At 42.2% G+C, this 16,011-nt stretch carries 16 protein-coding genes; 13 read left to right on the forward strand and 3 right to left on the reverse strand.

Going from position 1 to position 16,011, the window contains the following annotated elements; genetic code table 11:
• Positions 1–10 precede the first annotated feature (10 nt).
• Together ACSSTM_RS00885 and ACSSTM_RS00890 are read left to right on the forward strand one after the other, a co-directional pair.
• Positions 11–1,132, forward strand: coding sequence for a M20/M25/M40 family metallo-hydrolase (locus ACSSTM_RS00885; protein WP_034661216.1), 1,122 nt, complete (start codon positions 11–13; stop codon positions 1,130–1,132).
• Between the two features lie 14 nt (positions 1,133–1,146).
• Positions 1,147–1,611, forward strand: a complete 465-nt coding sequence (locus ACSSTM_RS00890) for a chemotaxis protein CheW (RefSeq protein ID WP_034661215.1) — start codon at positions 1,147–1,149, stop codon at positions 1,609–1,611.
• Positions 1,612–1,647: 36 nt separating this feature from the next.
• On the opposite strand, the gene ACSSTM_RS00895 is transcribed toward ACSSTM_RS00890, so the two are convergent.
• On the reverse strand, positions 1,648–2,466 hold the full coding sequence (locus tag ACSSTM_RS00895) for a membrane protein insertase YidC (RefSeq protein ID WP_095285371.1): 819 nt from the start codon (positions 2,464–2,466) through the stop codon (positions 1,648–1,650).
• Positions 2,467–2,493: 27 nt separating this feature from the next.
• Positions 2,494–2,775: a hypothetical protein gene (locus tag ACSSTM_RS00900; RefSeq protein WP_034661212.1), complete on the reverse strand. Its 282-nt coding sequence runs from the start codon at positions 2,773–2,775 to the stop codon at positions 2,494–2,496.
• Between the two features lie 106 nt (positions 2,776–2,881).
• On the opposite strand from ACSSTM_RS00900, the gene ACSSTM_RS00905 reads away from it, so the two are divergent.
• The 9 genes from ACSSTM_RS00905 to ACSSTM_RS00945 all read left to right on the forward strand — a co-directional run bounded on the left by ACSSTM_RS00905 (position 2,882) and on the right by ACSSTM_RS00945 (position 11,844).
• A complete protein-coding gene (locus tag ACSSTM_RS00905) occupies positions 2,882–4,138 on the forward strand; it encodes a DNA polymerase IV (RefSeq protein ID WP_034661211.1) in 1,257 nt (418 codons plus the stop codon).
• 98 nt (positions 4,139–4,236) lie between these two features.
• Complete coding sequence (gene gndA, locus ACSSTM_RS00910; protein ID WP_034661210.1) at positions 4,237–5,646, forward strand: NADP-dependent phosphogluconate dehydrogenase; 1,410 nt, start codon at positions 4,237–4,239, stop codon at positions 5,644–5,646.
• A 122-nt stretch (positions 5,647–5,768) separates the two neighbouring features.
• Positions 5,769–6,617 carry a GRP family sugar transporter gene (locus ACSSTM_RS00915; RefSeq protein ID WP_034661991.1) on the forward strand — a complete coding sequence of 283 codons (849 nt, stop codon included), beginning with the start codon at positions 5,769–5,771 and terminating at the stop codon, positions 6,615–6,617.
• A gap of 12 nt (positions 6,618–6,629) precedes the next feature.
• The gene (locus ACSSTM_RS00920) at positions 6,630–7,415 is read left to right on the forward strand and encodes an SDR family oxidoreductase (RefSeq protein ID WP_034661209.1); all 786 of its coding nucleotides are present in this window, start codon (positions 6,630–6,632) and stop codon (positions 7,413–7,415) included.
• A 143-nt stretch (positions 7,416–7,558) separates the two neighbouring features.
• Complete coding sequence (locus tag ACSSTM_RS00925) at positions 7,559–7,870, forward strand: PTS sugar transporter subunit IIB (protein WP_003215713.1); 312 nt, start codon at positions 7,559–7,561, stop codon at positions 7,868–7,870.
• A 3-nt stretch (positions 7,871–7,873) separates the two neighbouring features.
• Positions 7,874–8,206, forward strand: coding sequence for a PTS lactose/cellobiose transporter subunit IIA (locus tag ACSSTM_RS00930; protein WP_034661208.1), 333 nt, complete (start codon positions 7,874–7,876; stop codon positions 8,204–8,206).
• Positions 8,207–8,231: 25 nt separating this feature from the next.
• Positions 8,232–9,578, forward strand: a complete 1,347-nt coding sequence (celB, locus tag ACSSTM_RS00935) for a PTS cellobiose transporter subunit IIC (protein ID WP_034661207.1) — start codon at positions 8,232–8,234, stop codon at positions 9,576–9,578.
• Complete coding sequence (locus tag ACSSTM_RS00940) at positions 9,562–10,968, forward strand: glycoside hydrolase family 1 protein (RefSeq protein ID WP_034661206.1); 1,407 nt, start codon at positions 9,562–9,564, stop codon at positions 10,966–10,968. The genes celB and ACSSTM_RS00940 overlap by 17 nt, the downstream gene beginning before the upstream one ends.
• Positions 10,969–11,121: 153 nt before the next feature.
• Positions 11,122–11,844, forward strand: a complete 723-nt coding sequence (locus tag ACSSTM_RS00945; RefSeq protein WP_034661205.1) for a GntR family transcriptional regulator — start codon at positions 11,122–11,124, stop codon at positions 11,842–11,844.
• A 46-nt stretch (positions 11,845–11,890) separates the two neighbouring features.
• Here the strand turns inward: ACSSTM_RS00945 and zwf are convergent, their stop codons facing one another.
• Positions 11,891–13,366: a glucose-6-phosphate dehydrogenase gene (gene zwf / locus ACSSTM_RS00950; protein ID WP_106037965.1), complete on the reverse strand. Its 1,476-nt coding sequence runs from the start codon at positions 13,364–13,366 to the stop codon at positions 11,891–11,893.
• Between the two features lie 221 nt (positions 13,367–13,587).
• Here zwf and rnz point away from each other — a divergent pair, with 221 nt between their 5' ends.
• Both rnz and ACSSTM_RS00960 read left to right on the forward strand, forming a co-directional pair.
• Entirely contained in the window at positions 13,588–14,517 is a 930-nt protein-coding gene (gene rnz, locus ACSSTM_RS00955) for a ribonuclease Z (RefSeq protein WP_095285366.1), read from the forward strand.
• 139 nt (positions 14,518–14,656) lie between these two features.
• A complete protein-coding gene (locus tag ACSSTM_RS00960; protein ID WP_095285365.1) occupies positions 14,657–15,964 on the forward strand; it encodes an aminotransferase class I/II-fold pyridoxal phosphate-dependent enzyme in 1,308 nt (435 codons plus the stop codon).
• The last annotated feature ends 47 nt before the right edge of the window (positions 15,965–16,011 follow it).

Below are 16,011 nucleotides of genomic sequence, written 5' to 3' on the forward strand. Positions count from 1 at the left end.
GAGCATCATCATGATCAATGAAAAACGTTTACTAGACGAATTTTTAGAACTGGTTCAGATCGATTCGGAAACAAAACACGAAGAGAAAATTGTGGAAGTCTTAAAAGAAAAATTCTCGCAGCTTGGTCTTAAAGTGGTGGAAGACGACTCAAAAGCGAAAACTGGCCACGGTGCAGGCAACCTCATCTGTACACTGGAAGGCAATCAAGAGGCTGATACTATCTATTTCACTTCTCATATGGACACAGTTGTTCCCGGCAATGGCGTAAAACCAGTCATTGAAGACGGCTATGTGAAGACAGATGGAACAACCATTCTTGGTGCTGACGATAAAACAGGGCTTGCGGCTATGTTTGAAGCCATCCGCGTGCTGAAAGAGAAGAATTTACCGCATGGAACGATTGAATTTGTCATCACAGCAGGTGAGGAATCAGGACTTGTTGGAGCAAAAGCGTTAGATCCAAAATTGATGACAGCAGCATACGGCTATGCCCTTGATTCAGATGGCAAGGTCGGGACAATTATCGTAGCTGCGCCAACACAGGCGAAAGTACGCGCAACCATTTACGGAAAAACAGCTCACGCAGGTGTGGCACCTGAAAAAGGCGTGTCTGCGATTACCATTGCATCAAAAGCCATTGCCAGCATGCCGCTTGGCCGAATTGATGAAGAAACAACGGCGAATATCGGGCGTTTTGAAGGTGGAACGCAAACGAATATTGTGTGCGATCAAGTCGATATCCTTGCTGAAGCACGCTCTTTAGAACCTGCAAAAATGGAAGCACAAGTAGCGAAGATGAAAGAAGCCTTTGAAAAAACCGCTAAAGAAATGGGCGGAAGTGCCGATGTACAAATTGATATCATGTATCCAGGCTTCAAATTCTCTCACGGCGATCAAGTCGTAGAAGTGGCGAAAAAAGCGGCTGCGAAAATTGGCCGTCCATCAGAACTACAGACGAGCGGCGGAGGCAGTGATGCAAACGTCATTGCAGGAAACGGCGTCCCAACTGTCAACCTAGCTGTTGGATATGAAGATATTCATACGAAAAATGAGAAAATGCCGATTGAAGAATTAGTCAAAACAGCTGAAATGGTTCTCGCCATTATCGAAGAAACGACAAATCCATCGTAAAGGCAGGAGACTCTGTGAGCACGCAAAAGATCATTATTTTCCAAGTGGGGCAAGAGGATTTTGGCATCAGTGTAGAGCATATTCGTTCGATTGAGAAGGTCCCTTATTTACAAGAAGTATCGAACCTTCCAAAAGAAATTAAAGGACTGATGTCATTAAGAGGAGAAGTCATCCCTGTCAGTGACACAGGCGTGATGCTTCACGGAAAGCCTCTTGATGTGAACGAACAGTCCAAGGTGTTGCTATTTGAATTAAACGATCAAATGATTGGCTGTCTTGTCTCAGATGCAAAAGATATTATCGATATCGAGCTAAGCGAGATCAAGCCATTTCATATGAACACGAAAGCCTCCGAATATTTCTTCGGCGTTGTGGAGAGAGAGAACAAGATGATTTTACAAGTGGACCCTAATAAGTTCCTTGGGAGAATTGATGACCTCGATCAACTGCCAGAGCGGTTAAAAGAAGAGTTGGCATAAAGAAAATCCCCCTATCTGATGATAAGGGGATTATTTTTATTCAGCAGCTGGGCTAGCTTGGTTGTTTGCCTCAGCTTTCGTTTTTGATTTTTGGTACATGACATTCAAAATAATTGTTTGGATTGTGAGTAGTAATCCGCTTGTCATCCAGTATAAAGGAAGGGCAGCGGGTGCATTGATTGAAATAAACAGCATCATGATTGGGAAAATCATGCCCATGACTTTGGCTTGCTTCAGCGCAGCTTCTGTCTGGGTGCCTGATTGCTTCGCAAATCTTTGCGTAACATAAAATTGCAAGAAATACATGGCGCCTGCAAAGATCGCGACCAATAGATCGGTTTGTCCTAAGTTAAACCATAGGAACGAATGTGTTGCGATCTCAGGTGTTGAGCGGATCGCTGAGTAAAAGCCAAGAACAATTGGAATTTGAATCAGCATAGGCAGACAGCCCATTGCCAGCGGGTTCACATTGTTCTCTTTGTATACTTTCATCATTTCCATTTGTAGCTCTTTTTGTTTTTCAGGTTCTTTCGTTTTCTTCAATTTGCTTTGAATTTGGTCAATTTGAGGCTTCACCAGTGCCATTTTCTCCTGCATGACTCTTTGTTTCTTAAATTGGTTCGCAAAAAGAGGGAAAATCAGCAGGCGGACTATCAAGGTCACGAACATAATCGATAAACCATAATCATCATGGAAGAAGTTCGCAAGCCAAATGATCAGCTCCGAAAAAGGCTGGACAAAATAGTGATGGAAAAACCCATCAGAGCTCGCATTCGTTTGCCCACTCGCTGCAAAAGCAGGTGAGGCAATCATCATTAAACATAAAGTCGTACAAATCGTCAATAAACGTTTCAATTCGTTTCCTCCTCATTTTTTAAAAAATTAATTAGAGAGAGGAAGCGAATGGTCTTCATCATCATTTGATGATCGTTTCATTCGAATGACTTTACTAATCCAAGTTGTAATGCGATCATATATGATAAACAGAAAGTCTGTTCGGTTCAATAAAGATGCGTCAAACTCTTCCAAACGATGTCCACCGAGGTGTTCGTTCATACGGCAGTCTTTTAATAAAAACGCAATGCCGATAGCCGTCAGCGCTGGAAGAATAATCGTAAAGAATTCAACAAGGAAAAAGACTTCATTGAATGTATCAATAATCATGATTATCACATCCATTTCATTACTCACAGTGTACTATACACTATATGAAATGTCTATTGGAACAAACATGAAGTAACAAGAGTCAATAAATGTAGGAGGCAGGCAAATGGGTGATTCTCAAAGGAAGGGTCGAATTATTTTTCATATTGATATGAATAGTTTTTATGCATCTGTCGAAATGGCGTATGATCCTTCTTTGAGAGGGAAACCTTTAGCCATTAGCGGAAATGCGAAAGAGCGTAAAGGGATTGTTGTGACGTGCAGCTACGAGGCAAGAGCACTAGGTGTAAAGCCCCCGATGCCGTTATGGGAAGCGAAGCGGCTTTGTCCGGGGCTGATTGTCCGTACACCAAACTTTGACCGGTACCGCAGCTCCTCACAAGAGATGTTTACGATACTAAGAGAATACAGCGATTTAGTCGAACCCGTATCCATTGATGAGGGCTATATTGATTTAACGCATACGCCCTATGCCGAGCACGCGGTGAAAACGGCTCATGATATTCAAACGAGGCTTGTAGAGGAGCTCATGCTTCCTTCAAGTATTGGCATTGCACCGAATAAATTTTTAGCGAAAATGGCGTCTAATTGGAAAAAACCAATGGGCATCACCATTTTACGTAAACGAGATGTGCCCCAAATGCTCTGGCCGCTGCCAGCGGGTGACATGCACGGAGTTGGACAGAAAACGGCAGATAAATTGAAAACGATTGGCATTCATACCATTGAAGATTTAGCGAAAGCAAATGAGTATACGCTAAAGGAATTACTGGGCATCAATGGACCGAGATTAAAACAAAAGGCGAATGGTGAACATGACGGTATCGTGGACCCAGAAAGGATATACGAATTTAAATCTGTCGGTAATTCGTCAACCCTTCCTCATGATTCTGACGATCCAGATGAACTTGTCACGTTAATTGATAAGCTGTCACAATCTGTGAGTGCAAGATTAAGGAGAAAAGAAGTGATGGCAAATCGGCTTCTCATCATGATACGGTACGCAAGCTGGAAAAATATCACGCGAAGTGTCACACTCACGAATCCAACGGATCGAAAGGAAGACTTATTTGAGGCAGCAAAGCAATTATTCCTTAAACATTGGAATGACCAGCCCGTGAGGCTCTTAGGTGTGACGGGGACAGACCTTGTAGAACGAAAAGCAGCTGTTAAACAGCTTGATTTATTTTCCTATACAGAAGATGCAAAAGAAGAGCCTCTCCAAACCGTTTTAGAAGGGCTGAAAGAAAAATATGGCAAATCACTCGTTCAAAGAGGAATGACCATCAAGGAAAAAGAGAGCAAAACAAGCGGAACAAGTTTTAATAAAGACTTTTTTCAGGACGAAAAAGGAAATGACTAGCCTGAAAACTTGATAAAAGAGGTGGTGTTGTGGTAATTTCAAAGGGTACATCATTTTAGCAGTAATCAATATAGTGTGTTAGAAGGGACGTCAGAATTATGTCAAAACAACAAATCGGTGTGGTTGGACTAGCCGTTATGGGGAAAAACCTTGCCCTTAATATTGAAAGCCGCGGTTTCTCCGTGTCCGTTTATAACAGATCTAGCAGCAAAACAGAAGAGTTTCTCGAAGAATCAAAAGGAAAAAACGTTGTAGGCACATACAGCATTGAAGAATTTGTTCAGTCGCTTGAAACACCGCGTAAAATTCTTTTAATGGTAAAAGCTGGTGCAGCAACGGATGCAACCATTCAATCATTACTTCCTCACCTAGAGAAAGGTGACATCTTAATTGATGGTGGAAATACATATTACAAGGATACGCAAAGACGTAATCAAGAGCTTGCGGAAAGTGGTATCCACTTCATTGGTACAGGTGTTTCTGGCGGTGAAGAAGGTGCACTAAAAGGTCCATCTATCATGCCAGGCGGTCAAAAAGAAGCGCATGAGCTAGTGAAACCAATTTTAGAAGCGATCTCTGCGAAAGTAGATGGCGAGCCATGTACAACGTATATCGGCCCAGATGGAGCAGGACATTATGTCAAAATGGTCCATAACGGCATCGAGTACGGAGACATGCAATTGATCTCTGAATCATACTTTATCTTGAAGCATGTGGCTGGCTTGTCAGCAGAGGAGCTTCATGAAGTATTCTCAGAGTGGAATAAAGGCGAGCTTGACAGCTATTTAATCGAAATTACAGCGGATATTTTCACAAAAGTGGATGAAGAAACAAACCAGCCGCTTGTGGATGTCATCTTAGATAAAGCTGGACAAAAAGGAACTGGAAAATGGACGAGCCAAAGTTCTCTTGATCTAGGTGTCCCGCTTCCAATCATTACTGAGTCTGTTTTTGCGCGCTATATTTCAGCAATGAAAGATGAGCGTGTAGAAGCAAGCCAATTAATCGAAGGTCCTAAGCCAGCGCAATCAGCAGAGAATAAACAAGAGCTGATCGAAGCTGTTAGAAAAGCCCTATTCATGAGTAAAATCTGCTCGTATGCTCAAGGTTTTGCGCAAATGAAAGCAGCATCTGATGAATATAACTGGGATTTAAAATACGGTGAAATTGCGATGATCTTCCGCGGTGGATGTATCATTCGTGCAGCCTTCTTACAACAAATTAAAGAAGCATATGACCGTAACCCTGAACTGAAAAACCTATTGCTTGATCCTTACTTTAAGGATATTGCTCAAAGCTATCAATCATCACTTCGTAAAGTCATTTCACTTGCAGTGGAGCAAGGAGTTCCTGTTCCTTCATTCTCAAGTGCACTTGCTTACTTTGATAGCTATCGCACAGCTGTCCTGCCAGCGAACTTAATTCAAGCGCAGCGTGACTATTTCGGTGCACATACGTATGAGCGCACAGATAAAGAAGGCGTCTTCCATACGGAATGGATGAAATAAAATAGAACGTCAGAAAAACCTTACCATTGGATTGGTAAGGTTTTTTTGTGTTTGCATCTTTTCGGCTAAAAATGCGAAAAAGAGGGATGCTATGTAAAAAAGAAAAGAAAGTAGGGATAGAAGTGGGCATCTTATATGCACTTCTCCCAGCAATATTTTGGGGAAGTATTGTTCTGATCAGTGTCAAACTTGGCGGGAATGCATACCAGCAAACGCTCGGCATTACGCTTGGCGCATTTTTATTTTCAATTGCAGCCTTCTTCATCAAAATGCCAGAGCTGACACCGCTTATTTTTGCGGTTTCTGTGATTTCAGGCATCTTTTGGAGCATTGGACAAATGAATCAGCTTTCAAGTGTTGCGTTTCTCGGAGTCTCGAAGGCGGTTCCTTTGTCAACAGGCATGCAGCTTGTGAGCACTACTTTATTTGGTGTCATGGTTTTTAAAGAATGGCAAACGATGACGGTCATACTCATTGGTTCTTGCGCCATTTTACTGATTATTGCAGGTGTTGTGATGACATCGCTCGGTCAAAAGAAGAATGGCGGCGGGAACGGTGGAGGCAATTTCAAAAAAGGGATCATTATTCTGCTCATCTCAACGGTTGGCTATGTCGGATATGTCGTCATTTTAAGATGGTTTCATATTGATGGGTGGTCTGCCCTCGTTCCGCAATCGGTCGGTATGCTGCTTTCATCCTTGGCGATTAGTCTAAAGCAGAACCCGTTTAGTAAATATACGTTTAAAAATATCATTGCCGGTTTGGTTTGGTCGACAGGAAATCTCGGACTTCTTTTGGCCATTCCGCTCATTGGCGTAGCCGTAAGTTTTTCGATGTCACAGACAGGGATTGTCATCTCAACATTAGGCGGCATTTACTTATTAAAAGAGAAAGCATCCAGAACAAGCTTTGTCATTGCAGGCTGCTTGATGATCATTGCAGGCGGCGTGCTGCTAGGCTTTACAAAATAGGAGGGTAAACGAATGTATCCAGATTTAGAAGGAAAAACAGTCCTGATTACAGGAGCCGGCACAGGAATAGGGCAAGCGATGGCGCGCCGGTTTGGACAAGAAAAAGCCAATGTGGTGATCAATTATTTCTCAGATCAAGAAAATCCGGATGACACCATTGCGGATATTCAAAAAAATGGCGGCCAGGCTGTGAAAATCAAGGGAGATGTATCAAAGGAAGAGGATATGCGGGCAATGATTGATAAAGCCATTCATACGTACGGCAGCCTTGATGTCATGATCAATAACGCAGGTATTGAAAACGAAGTGCCTTCCACAGAAATGACGCTGGATAATTGGAACAAAGTAATGTCGACCAATTTAACAGGTATGTTTCTCGGCTGCCGTGATGCACTGAAGTATATGACAGATCACGGGATAGAAGGATCGATCATCAATATGTCGTCGGTTCACCAGCAAATCCCTTGGCCTCATTTCGTCCATTATGCAGCAAGTAAAGGGGGCGCCAAGCTGCTGACAGAAACGCTGGCACTAGAATACGCCCCTAAAAAAATCCGTGTAAACAGCATTGCACCAGGCGCCATCGATACCCCGATCAATGCGGAAAAATTCGATGATCCCGCATTGAAAAAAGGCGTGATTGAATTGATCCCCATTGGTTATATTGGAAAGCCGGAAGAAGTGGCAGCATGTGCTGTCTGGCTGGCGTCAAAAGAGGCAAGCTATGTCACAGGCCTGACGCTCTATGTGGACGGCGGCATGACAAAGTATCCTGGCTTCCAGGCAGGAAAAGGATAGGGAGAAAGTCAAAGAGCGTACACACATGACGCTCTTTTTTTATATAAAATACAGACAAATAAAATGAAATGTCTAGACATTTAAAAATAAAAATATATAATATTAAATGGAAGCGCTTTTATTACAACAATGGGGTGAGAGAAATGAAACGTATTTTATTAGCATGCAGTTCAGGAATGTCTACGAGTTTACTAGTTACAAAGATGAAGGCTCATGCCGACTCAATAGGGGACGAGGCAGAAATTTGGGCAGTTGGGCAAGATCAAGCGAGAAAAGAAATGGCGAATGCGGATGTTGTGTTAATTGGACCGCAAATGAGCTTTTTAAAAGGGGATCTTCAAAAAGAAGCAACAAAATACGGGATTGCAGTAGAGGTCATAGATATGCAGGCGTACGGGCTTGCCGATGGACAAAAAGCGTATGAACAAGCCGTTACATTGATGGAGGAATCGTAAAGAATGGAAAAGAAAACACTCGAAGGGCTCACGGAGGAACAAGTCAGTTTTCAATTGATCTTACACAGTGGAAATGCACGCAGCAAATTGCTTCAATCTCTTAAACAATTTCGAGAAGGTCAAGAAGGTGAGGCATTTAGTCTCATGAAAGAAGCAGAAGAAGATTTACGTCATGCACATGGCATCCATTTTCAACTCGTGCAGCAAGAGGCAGGCGGGGAGAAAACACCTTTCTCCTTATTGCTCATGCACGCCGAAGATCACTTAATGTCCACCATTACGATCAAGGAGCTTGTGGGAGAGCTCCTGCCGATTTTCCAATCGCTTAAACAATAAAGGGTGTAAACAAGGGGGGAAACCAATGTTTGATAAAATAAGTGCCATTTTGGTTCCGATTGCTGGGAGATTGAACAACAACCGCTATTTAGGTGTATTACGGGATGCTTTTATGCTTGCGTTCCCGCTCACCATTTTTGGTTCCATTATGGTTGTGCTAATGAATTTGCCATTTTTAGATAAAATCATGAGTCAAACCGCACTGGAAGGAGTCCAGTCTGCACTGAATATCGCGCCAAGTGCGACCATCAGCATTATGAGCGTGTTTGTTGTATTTGGGATTGGCTACTATTTATCGAAAAGCTATGATGTGGAAGCTGTATTTGGCGGCGTGATTGCTTTAGCTTCTTTCTTGCTTCTGACGCCATTTTTACTAGAACAAGAAGGCGGTGCATCTATTGCAGGTGTGATCCCAGTCGATCGTTTAGGAGCAAAGGGGATGTTCCTAGGAATGATCACAGGCTTTTTGTCTGCTGAAATTTATCGTTATTTTGTCCAAAAGAAATTTGTCATCAATATGCCGCAAGGGGTTCCGCCAGCTGTTTCAAAGTCTTTTGCTGCACTGATCCCGGCTACTTTGACACTCACAACCTTTTTACTGATCAATATCATCATTACACAAGGCTTCAAAACAAACATGCATGACCTGATTTATCATGCCATTCAGGCGCCGCTTGTTGGACTTGGAAGCGGTATCATACCGACCTTGATCGCTGTTTTCTTTATACAAATTCTTTGGTTCTTTGGGCTCCACGGCCAAATTATTATCAACTCTGTCATGGACCCGATTTGGAATACATTGTCCATTCAAAATCTAGAGAGCTACACAAAAACTGGTGAGGTTCCGAATATCATCAGCAAGCAGTTTATCGAAATCTATACGGTTGGCATGGGCGGAACCGGTATGACGCTGGCTGTTGTGTTTACGATTTTAATTTTCCTGAAAAGTAAGCAATTAAAACAAGTAGCAAAGCTCGGCTTAGGACCAGGATTATTTAACGTCAATGAACCGATTATTTTCGGTTTACCGATTGTCATGAATCCACTTATTCTCATTCCATGGATTTTGGCGCCAATGGTCATTACATGTATTTCTTATTTTGCGATGGCAACAGGCATTGTACCGCCGCCGACAGGCGTGAATATTCCATGGACGGTGCCGATCTTTATTAGCGGAATAATGGCAACAAATTCACTAGCGGGCGGTCTGCTTCAGCTGTTTAATCTGATGATTGTGTTTGTCATTTGGTTCCCGTTCCTGAAGTTTATTGACCGTATGAATGTGAAGAATGAAAAAATAACCCCAACGGAAAAAACGAAGACAACAAACATCAAAGGCGAAGGAGACTCAATACATGTCGATGGAAAATAACAAGCAATCATATACATTTCCAGAAGGTTTCTGGTGGGGATCTTCTGCCTCTGCCACGCAAACAGAAGGCAGTGTCCCTGGAGATGGTAAGGGACCGAATATTTGGGATCATTGGTTTGAACAAGAGCCGACTCGTTTTTTTGATGGTGTAGGCCCAAACGTGACATCCCAATTTTATCGAAAATATAAAGAGGATATCCGTCTGATGAAAGAAATTGGGCACAATTCATTTCGGCTGTCCATTTCATGGTCACGTCTTTTACCTGAAGGGAAAGGTGTGGTCAATGAAGAAGCAGTATCTTTTTACAATGATGTGATCAATGAACTGATTGCACATGATATTGAGCCGTTTGTGAACCTGTACCATTTCGATATGCCAATGGCGCTGCAGGAAAAAGGCGGATGGGTGAACAGACAGGTAGTAGATGATTATGTCAGCTATGCGGAATTGTGCTTTCAATTATTTGGCGACCGGGTGAAAAAATGGTTTACCCATAATGAACCGATAGTTCCTGTAGAGGGCGGGTATATGTATAGCTTTCATTATCCAAACGAAGTCGATTTCCAAAAGGCTGTACAGGTCGGTTTTCATGAACTTTTATCAAATGCTAAGGCGATTGCGGCTTATAAAAAGCTGCAGCAAGGCGGGAAGATCGGCATCATCCTAAATCTAACCCCATCTTATCCGAGAAGCCAGAATCCGTGCGATGTAGAAGCAGCAGAGATGGCTGATGCTTTCTTTAACCGTTCCTTCCTAGATCCTGCGGTGAAGGGACAATTCCCAGAAAAACTAGTAGAGGTCTTAAAGAAAGAAGGCTTTATGCCAAGTATTGAAGAAGGAGACCTTGAGCTCATTCAAGAGAATACCGTCGACCTCCTTGGGATCAACTATTATCAGCCAAGAAGAGTAAAAGCGAAAGAGCATATGCCGCATCCGAAAGCACCATTTATGCCAAATCATTATTTTGATGCGTTTGAAATGCCGGGAAGAAAAATGAATGTGTATCGAGGCTGGGAAATCTATGAAAAAGGTATTTATGATATATTGAAAAAAGTTCAAACAGACTATGATAATATTGAATGCTTTATTTCTGAAAATGGAATGGGTGTCGAAGGAGAAGAGCGGTTTAAGGATGAAGAAGGAATGATTCATGACGATTACCGCATTGACTTTATTTCTGAGCATCTCAAATGGGTGCATCAAGCCATTCAAGAAGGAAGTAATGTAAAAGGCTATCATCTGTGGACGTTTATGGATAACTGGTCATGGTCGAATGCCTATAAAAATCGTTATGGATTTGTCTCAGTTGATCTTCAAGAAGACGGGAAACGAACCATCAAGAAAAGCGGATACTGGTTTCAATCGGTATCAGAGAATAACGGTTTTTAATCAAGATACTTGCTCTTTCCTTGAAAAGGGCAAGTATTTTTCTTATGTGACGGTAAGTGGATGAAACAAAAATGGCTGGTACCTTTTAAGCTCACTAGGCTTAGTGTAGAATGAGAGGAAGCTATGAAAAAACAAGTCAGTTGGTGGTGTGAGATGAAAAAGTACGAACTCATTTCAGAAGAAATCAGAAAACGAATAGGAACAGCATATTATCCAGAAGATCAACCCATTCCAGATGAGAACTCGCTTGCCGCTGAATTTCAATGCAGCCGAATGACGATGAAGCGTGCGCTCGATCTTCTCGTAGCAGAAGGTCTGCTCTTTAGAAAAAGAGGACACGGCACATTTATTGTGAAGGCAGCGTTAAACCAAGGGGCTATCAATGTATCTGGTCATGAAAATAAAGGATTCACGAAAGTCATGGCGGACAAAAACGTCACGAGCCAAATCATTCGCTTTGATGTCCATTTTCCAAGCGAAGAAGTGGCAGCCCACCTATCCATTGACTTAACCACACCCGTTTATGACATCATCCGGCTCCGCCTCGTGGATGAGGAGCCATATGTATTAGAAAAAACGTTTATGCCGGTCAATGTCATTAAGGGCATAGATGAAGAGGTTTTATTGGGATCGATCTATGGCTACATATCAAATGAACTCCATTTAAAAGTGGCAGGAGCGCATAAGAAAATTAGAGCGGCTAAATCAGATGAGCTGGACCAGCAATATTTAGGCTGTGATCCAACGGATCCTGTGCTCGAAGTCGAGCAGGTTGCTTATTTAAACACAGGCCGGCCGTTTGAGTACTCCTTTAGTCATCACCGCTATGATAAGTTCGACTTTTCAACGGTTGAAATTACGAAAACAGGACGTTAAAAAAAGAGCAGAACCCCCGAGGGAGACTGCTCTTTTTTATTTCATTTTATATATTCCACCAATGATATCCGTCTTTTTCTAGAAGCTGATCGGCTTCTTTTGGTCCCATTGAACCAGCAGGATAATTTGGTTTTAATGTTTTGTTTTCTGCCCATTTTTCAGAAATCGGATCAACAAAGTTCCAAGAAAGCGCCACTTCATCCCAGTGAGCAAAGTTCGTTGCATCGCCTAGCAAGCAGTCATGAATCAGCTTTTCATATGCTTCTGGTGTATTCATGATGTCGTTATAGTTTGTTTGGTAGTCGAGCTTAATCGGTTTCGCATACGTACCGCCATCAAGCTTGCGAGCGTTCAGGTGAAGGGTAATGCCTTCATCTGGCTGAATGTGAATGACGAGTAAGTTTGGATGCATGGAATTTCCGTTTCCATAGTACAGGTTCATTGGAATGTCTTTAAATTGAACAACGATTTGAGTAGATTTCTTTTCTAATCGTTTTCCTGTACGAATGTAAAATGGCACCCCGGCCCATCTAAAGTTATCAATGAGCAGCTTCCCTGCAACGAATGTTTCTGTGTTTGAGTTCGGGTCTACATTTTGCTCTTCAAGATAGGAAGGAACCATGCGGCCATCAACCGTACCAGCATCATACTGTCCGCGGACAAAGAATTGATCGACCTCATCTTTAGAGAAAGGACGAAGAGCGCGTAATGCTTTCCGTTTTTCGCTGCGGATCTCCTCTGTATTCAGCTTAATTGGCGGCTCCATTGCTAAAAGTGCCACCATTTGAAGCATATGGTTTTGGACCATATCTCTTAGTGCACCTGAACTTTCGTAATAGCGAGCCCGGTCTTCAACCCCTAATGATTCACTAGATGTAATTTGAATGTTTGAGATATATCGGTTTGTCCAAAGTGGTTCAAAGATGGCATTCGCAAAACGGATGACCTCAATGTTTTGAACCATTTGTTTACCGAGATAGTGGTCAATACGATAAATTTGATCTTCAGAGAATGCATCTCGAATTTCTTCATTTAATGTTTTGGCACTTGGCAGGTCATGGCCAAATGGTTTTTCGATGACAAGTCTTGACCAGCCGGTTGTTTTTGATACGCCTTCACTTTTTAGGAACTTCGCAATCGTTCCGAAGAATTCCGGTGCCATCGCTAAATAGAACATCCGGTTATTTGGGATACTGTACGTATCTTCAAGGCCTGCTAAAAGTGTGTTAAGCGATTGATAGGAAGCAGGGCTTGATACGTCAAAGTCGTGATAATAAAAATGCGAACTGAATTCCTCTATTTTCGCTTCTGCATCATCAGAAGAAACAGATTCTTTCACCACAGCTCTGAGATCCTCATGAGACCACGGACGGCGTCCAACACCGACGACGGCGAATTGATCACCAAGCTTTCCGCTATGAAAAAGTCTATGTATAGAAGGGTAGAGCTTGCGTTTGGCAAGATCTCCTGTTGCGCCAAAAATGACAATGACTGCTTTTGGATTGTTAGTTTCTGTATTCACGAAAAGTACCTCACTTTATTCGTAGCATTGTTGTAAAAACCGAGATTGTATGTACATTTTCTTTATTTTAAAGGTTCATTGTTCGTAAAGCAAACATTTGATTCGACTTTTTCTGCTCTCGTTTGACTTTTTTCGAAAATTCCGCTGAATTCACATTTACCTTGTCTTCATGTATTCTATATGAATGAAGATATTGTATACCGGCTTTAGGAGGAAAAGTAATGGAACTGCTCTTTTTAGGAACAGGTGCAGGCATTCCTGCAAAAACTAGAAACGTCACTTGCACTGCGCTAAAGCTTTTAGAAGAAAGAAAAGCAGTGTGGCTTTTTGATTGCGGAGAAGCGACGCAGCATCAAATATTACATACAACGATTAAACCGAGAAAGATCGAGAAAATATTTATCACTCATATGCATGGTGATCATGTATACGGTCTCCCAGGACTGCTTGGCAGCAGATCCTTTCAAGGCGGAGAGGATGAACTAACGATCTATGGGCCTAAGGGCATCAAAGCGTTTGTGAACGCAGCACTTTCAGCTACACAAACGCATTTGACATATCCGCTGCATATCATAGAGATAGATGAAGGGATCATATTTGAAGATGATACCTTTCAAGTAGAAGCAAGACGAGTATCTCACGGTATTCCAGCTTACGGCTATCGGGTAATGGAAAAAGATGTACCAGGTGCATTAAAAGCCGAAGACCTAAAAGAAATCGGTGTAAAACCTGGACCTTTGTATCAGAAGTTAAAAAATGGGGAAACCGTGACACTCGAAGATGGAAGAATCATTGATGGAACCGATTATTTGGAACCCCCTAAAAAAGGGAGAATCGTTGCATTTTCAGGAGATACCCGTTTATGCGAGAATATAACAAGGCTTGCCAAAGATGCGGATGTGTTAGTCCATGAAGCAACATTCGGTAAAGAAGATGCTGATCTAGCCTACAATTATTATCACAGCACGACAGAACAAGCAGCGAAAACGGCGCAGGAAGCAGGCGCAAAAAGATTAATTTTGACCCATATTAGTGCACGTTACCAAGGAGAAGAGGCACTGAAACAACTATTGAAAGAAGCCCGCGATATATTCCCGCTGACAGAAGCTGCACATGATTTCTTTTCTTTTTCCATTGACCGCACGCTGTAAAAATTGGATGAATCGTCAAAAAAAGTTGTGTGATTTTTTTGATATTTATAATGACTCTCTTTTTCAGGTAGTGGTAAAATGGTGAAGAAAAAACAAATGACGAATGAAACTATGAAGAATACGGGAGGCACAATCAAAGATGAGCGGTTTTACAGCGTTAAGTGAAGCAGAATTAAATGACCTATATGCAGCACTACAAAATGAGTACGAAACTTATAAAAGTAAAAACTTACACTTAGACATGTCTAGAGGAAAACCTTCACCAAAACAGCTCGATTTGTCTATGGGCATGCTCGATGTTGTGACATCAAAGGATGCGATGACTGCTGAAGATGGCACAGATGTGCGAAACTATGGCGGCTTGACAGGGCTTCCTGAAACGAAGACATTTTTTGCAGATGTACTCAATCTGAAGCCAGAACAAATCATCATCGGCGGTAATTCCAGCCTTAATATGATGCACGATACCATTGCCCGTGCCATGACTCACGGCGTATATGACAGCAAAACACCTTGGGGAAAGCTGCCAAAAGTAAAATTCCTTGCACCAAGCCCAGGATATGACCGTCACTTTGCCATTTGTGAGCTATTTAACATAGAGATGATCACAGTCGATATGGAGGCTGATGGACCTGATATGGATCAGGTAGAAAAATTGGTCGCAGAAGATGAAGCGATTAAAGGCATTTGGTGTGTGCCAAAATATAGCAACCCAGATGGCATTACGTATTCAGATGAGGTTGTTGACCGCCTCGCTTCTATGAAAACAAAAGCAGACGACTTCCGCATTTTTTGGGATGATGCATACGCAGTCCATCATCTAACTGATACGCCTGATACGTTAAAAGATATCTTTCAAGCAGTAGAGGAAGCAGGGCACCCAAATCGTGTGTTTATGTTTGCGTCTACTTCTAAAATTACATTCCCAGGCTCAGGTATTGCACTGATGGCGTCTAGCCCGGACAATGTGAGCTTCACTCAAAAGCAATTATCAATTCAAACGATCGGACCAGACAAAATCAATCAATTAAGACATCTTCGTTTCTTCAAGAATCCAGAAGGCTTGAAGGAACATATGAAAAAACATGCAGCGATCATTAAGCCAAAGTTTGACCTCGTTCTTTCCATTCTTGATGAAACACTTGGCGGGAAAGACATCGCTGAATGGCACAAGCCAAATGGCGGATATTTCATTAGTTTAAATACGCTCGATCATTGTGCAAAAGCTGTTGTGCAAAAGGCAAAAGAAGCAGGTGTTACAATGACAGGTGCAGGCGCGACATATCCTTATGGAAAAGACCCGCTTGATCGTAACATTCGCATTGCGCCAACGTTCCCAACACTTGAAGAGCTAGAGCAAGCGATTGACATCTTTACATTATGTGTTCAGCTTGTCAGCATTGAAAAGCTGCTTTCTAAAAAAAGTCAGTCTGCTCCAACGGCATAAAGAAAAGAAAACTCCTTGACTGATAACTAGTCAAGGAGTTTTTGTTT

This window comes from Bacillus sp. RK1064 (genome assembly GCF_051488405.1).
Lineage (GTDB): Bacteria > Bacillota > Bacilli > Bacillales > Bacillaceae > Bacillus.

Coding starts and splice junctions, on each gene's coding strand:
- ACSSTM_RS00885 (WP_034661216.1), top strand. CDS start 11: ATGATCAATGAAAAACGTTTACTAGACGAATTTTTAGAACTGGTTCAG.
- ACSSTM_RS00900 (WP_034661212.1), bottom strand. CDS start 2,775: ATGATTATTGATACATTCAATGAAGTCTTTTTCCTTGTTGAATTCTTT.
- ACSSTM_RS00905 (WP_034661211.1), top strand. CDS start 2,882: ATGGGTGATTCTCAAAGGAAGGGTCGAATTATTTTTCATATTGATATG.
- gndA (WP_034661210.1), top strand. CDS start 4,237: ATGTCAAAACAACAAATCGGTGTGGTTGGACTAGCCGTTATGGGGAAA.
- ACSSTM_RS00920 (WP_034661209.1), top strand. CDS start 6,630: ATGTATCCAGATTTAGAAGGAAAAACAGTCCTGATTACAGGAGCCGGC.
- ACSSTM_RS00925 (WP_003215713.1), top strand. CDS start 7,559: ATGAAACGTATTTTATTAGCATGCAGTTCAGGAATGTCTACGAGTTTA.
- ACSSTM_RS00930 (WP_034661208.1), top strand. CDS start 7,874: ATGGAAAAGAAAACACTCGAAGGGCTCACGGAGGAACAAGTCAGTTTT.
- celB (WP_034661207.1), top strand. CDS start 8,232: ATGTTTGATAAAATAAGTGCCATTTTGGTTCCGATTGCTGGGAGATTG.
- ACSSTM_RS00940 (WP_034661206.1), top strand. CDS start 9,562: ATGTCGATGGAAAATAACAAGCAATCATATACATTTCCAGAAGGTTTC.
- ACSSTM_RS00945 (WP_034661205.1), top strand. CDS start 11,122: ATGAAAAAGTACGAACTCATTTCAGAAGAAATCAGAAAACGAATAGGA.
- rnz (WP_095285366.1), top strand. CDS start 13,588: ATGGAACTGCTCTTTTTAGGAACAGGTGCAGGCATTCCTGCAAAAACT.
- ACSSTM_RS00960 (WP_095285365.1), top strand. CDS start 14,657: ATGAGCGGTTTTACAGCGTTAAGTGAAGCAGAATTAAATGACCTATAT.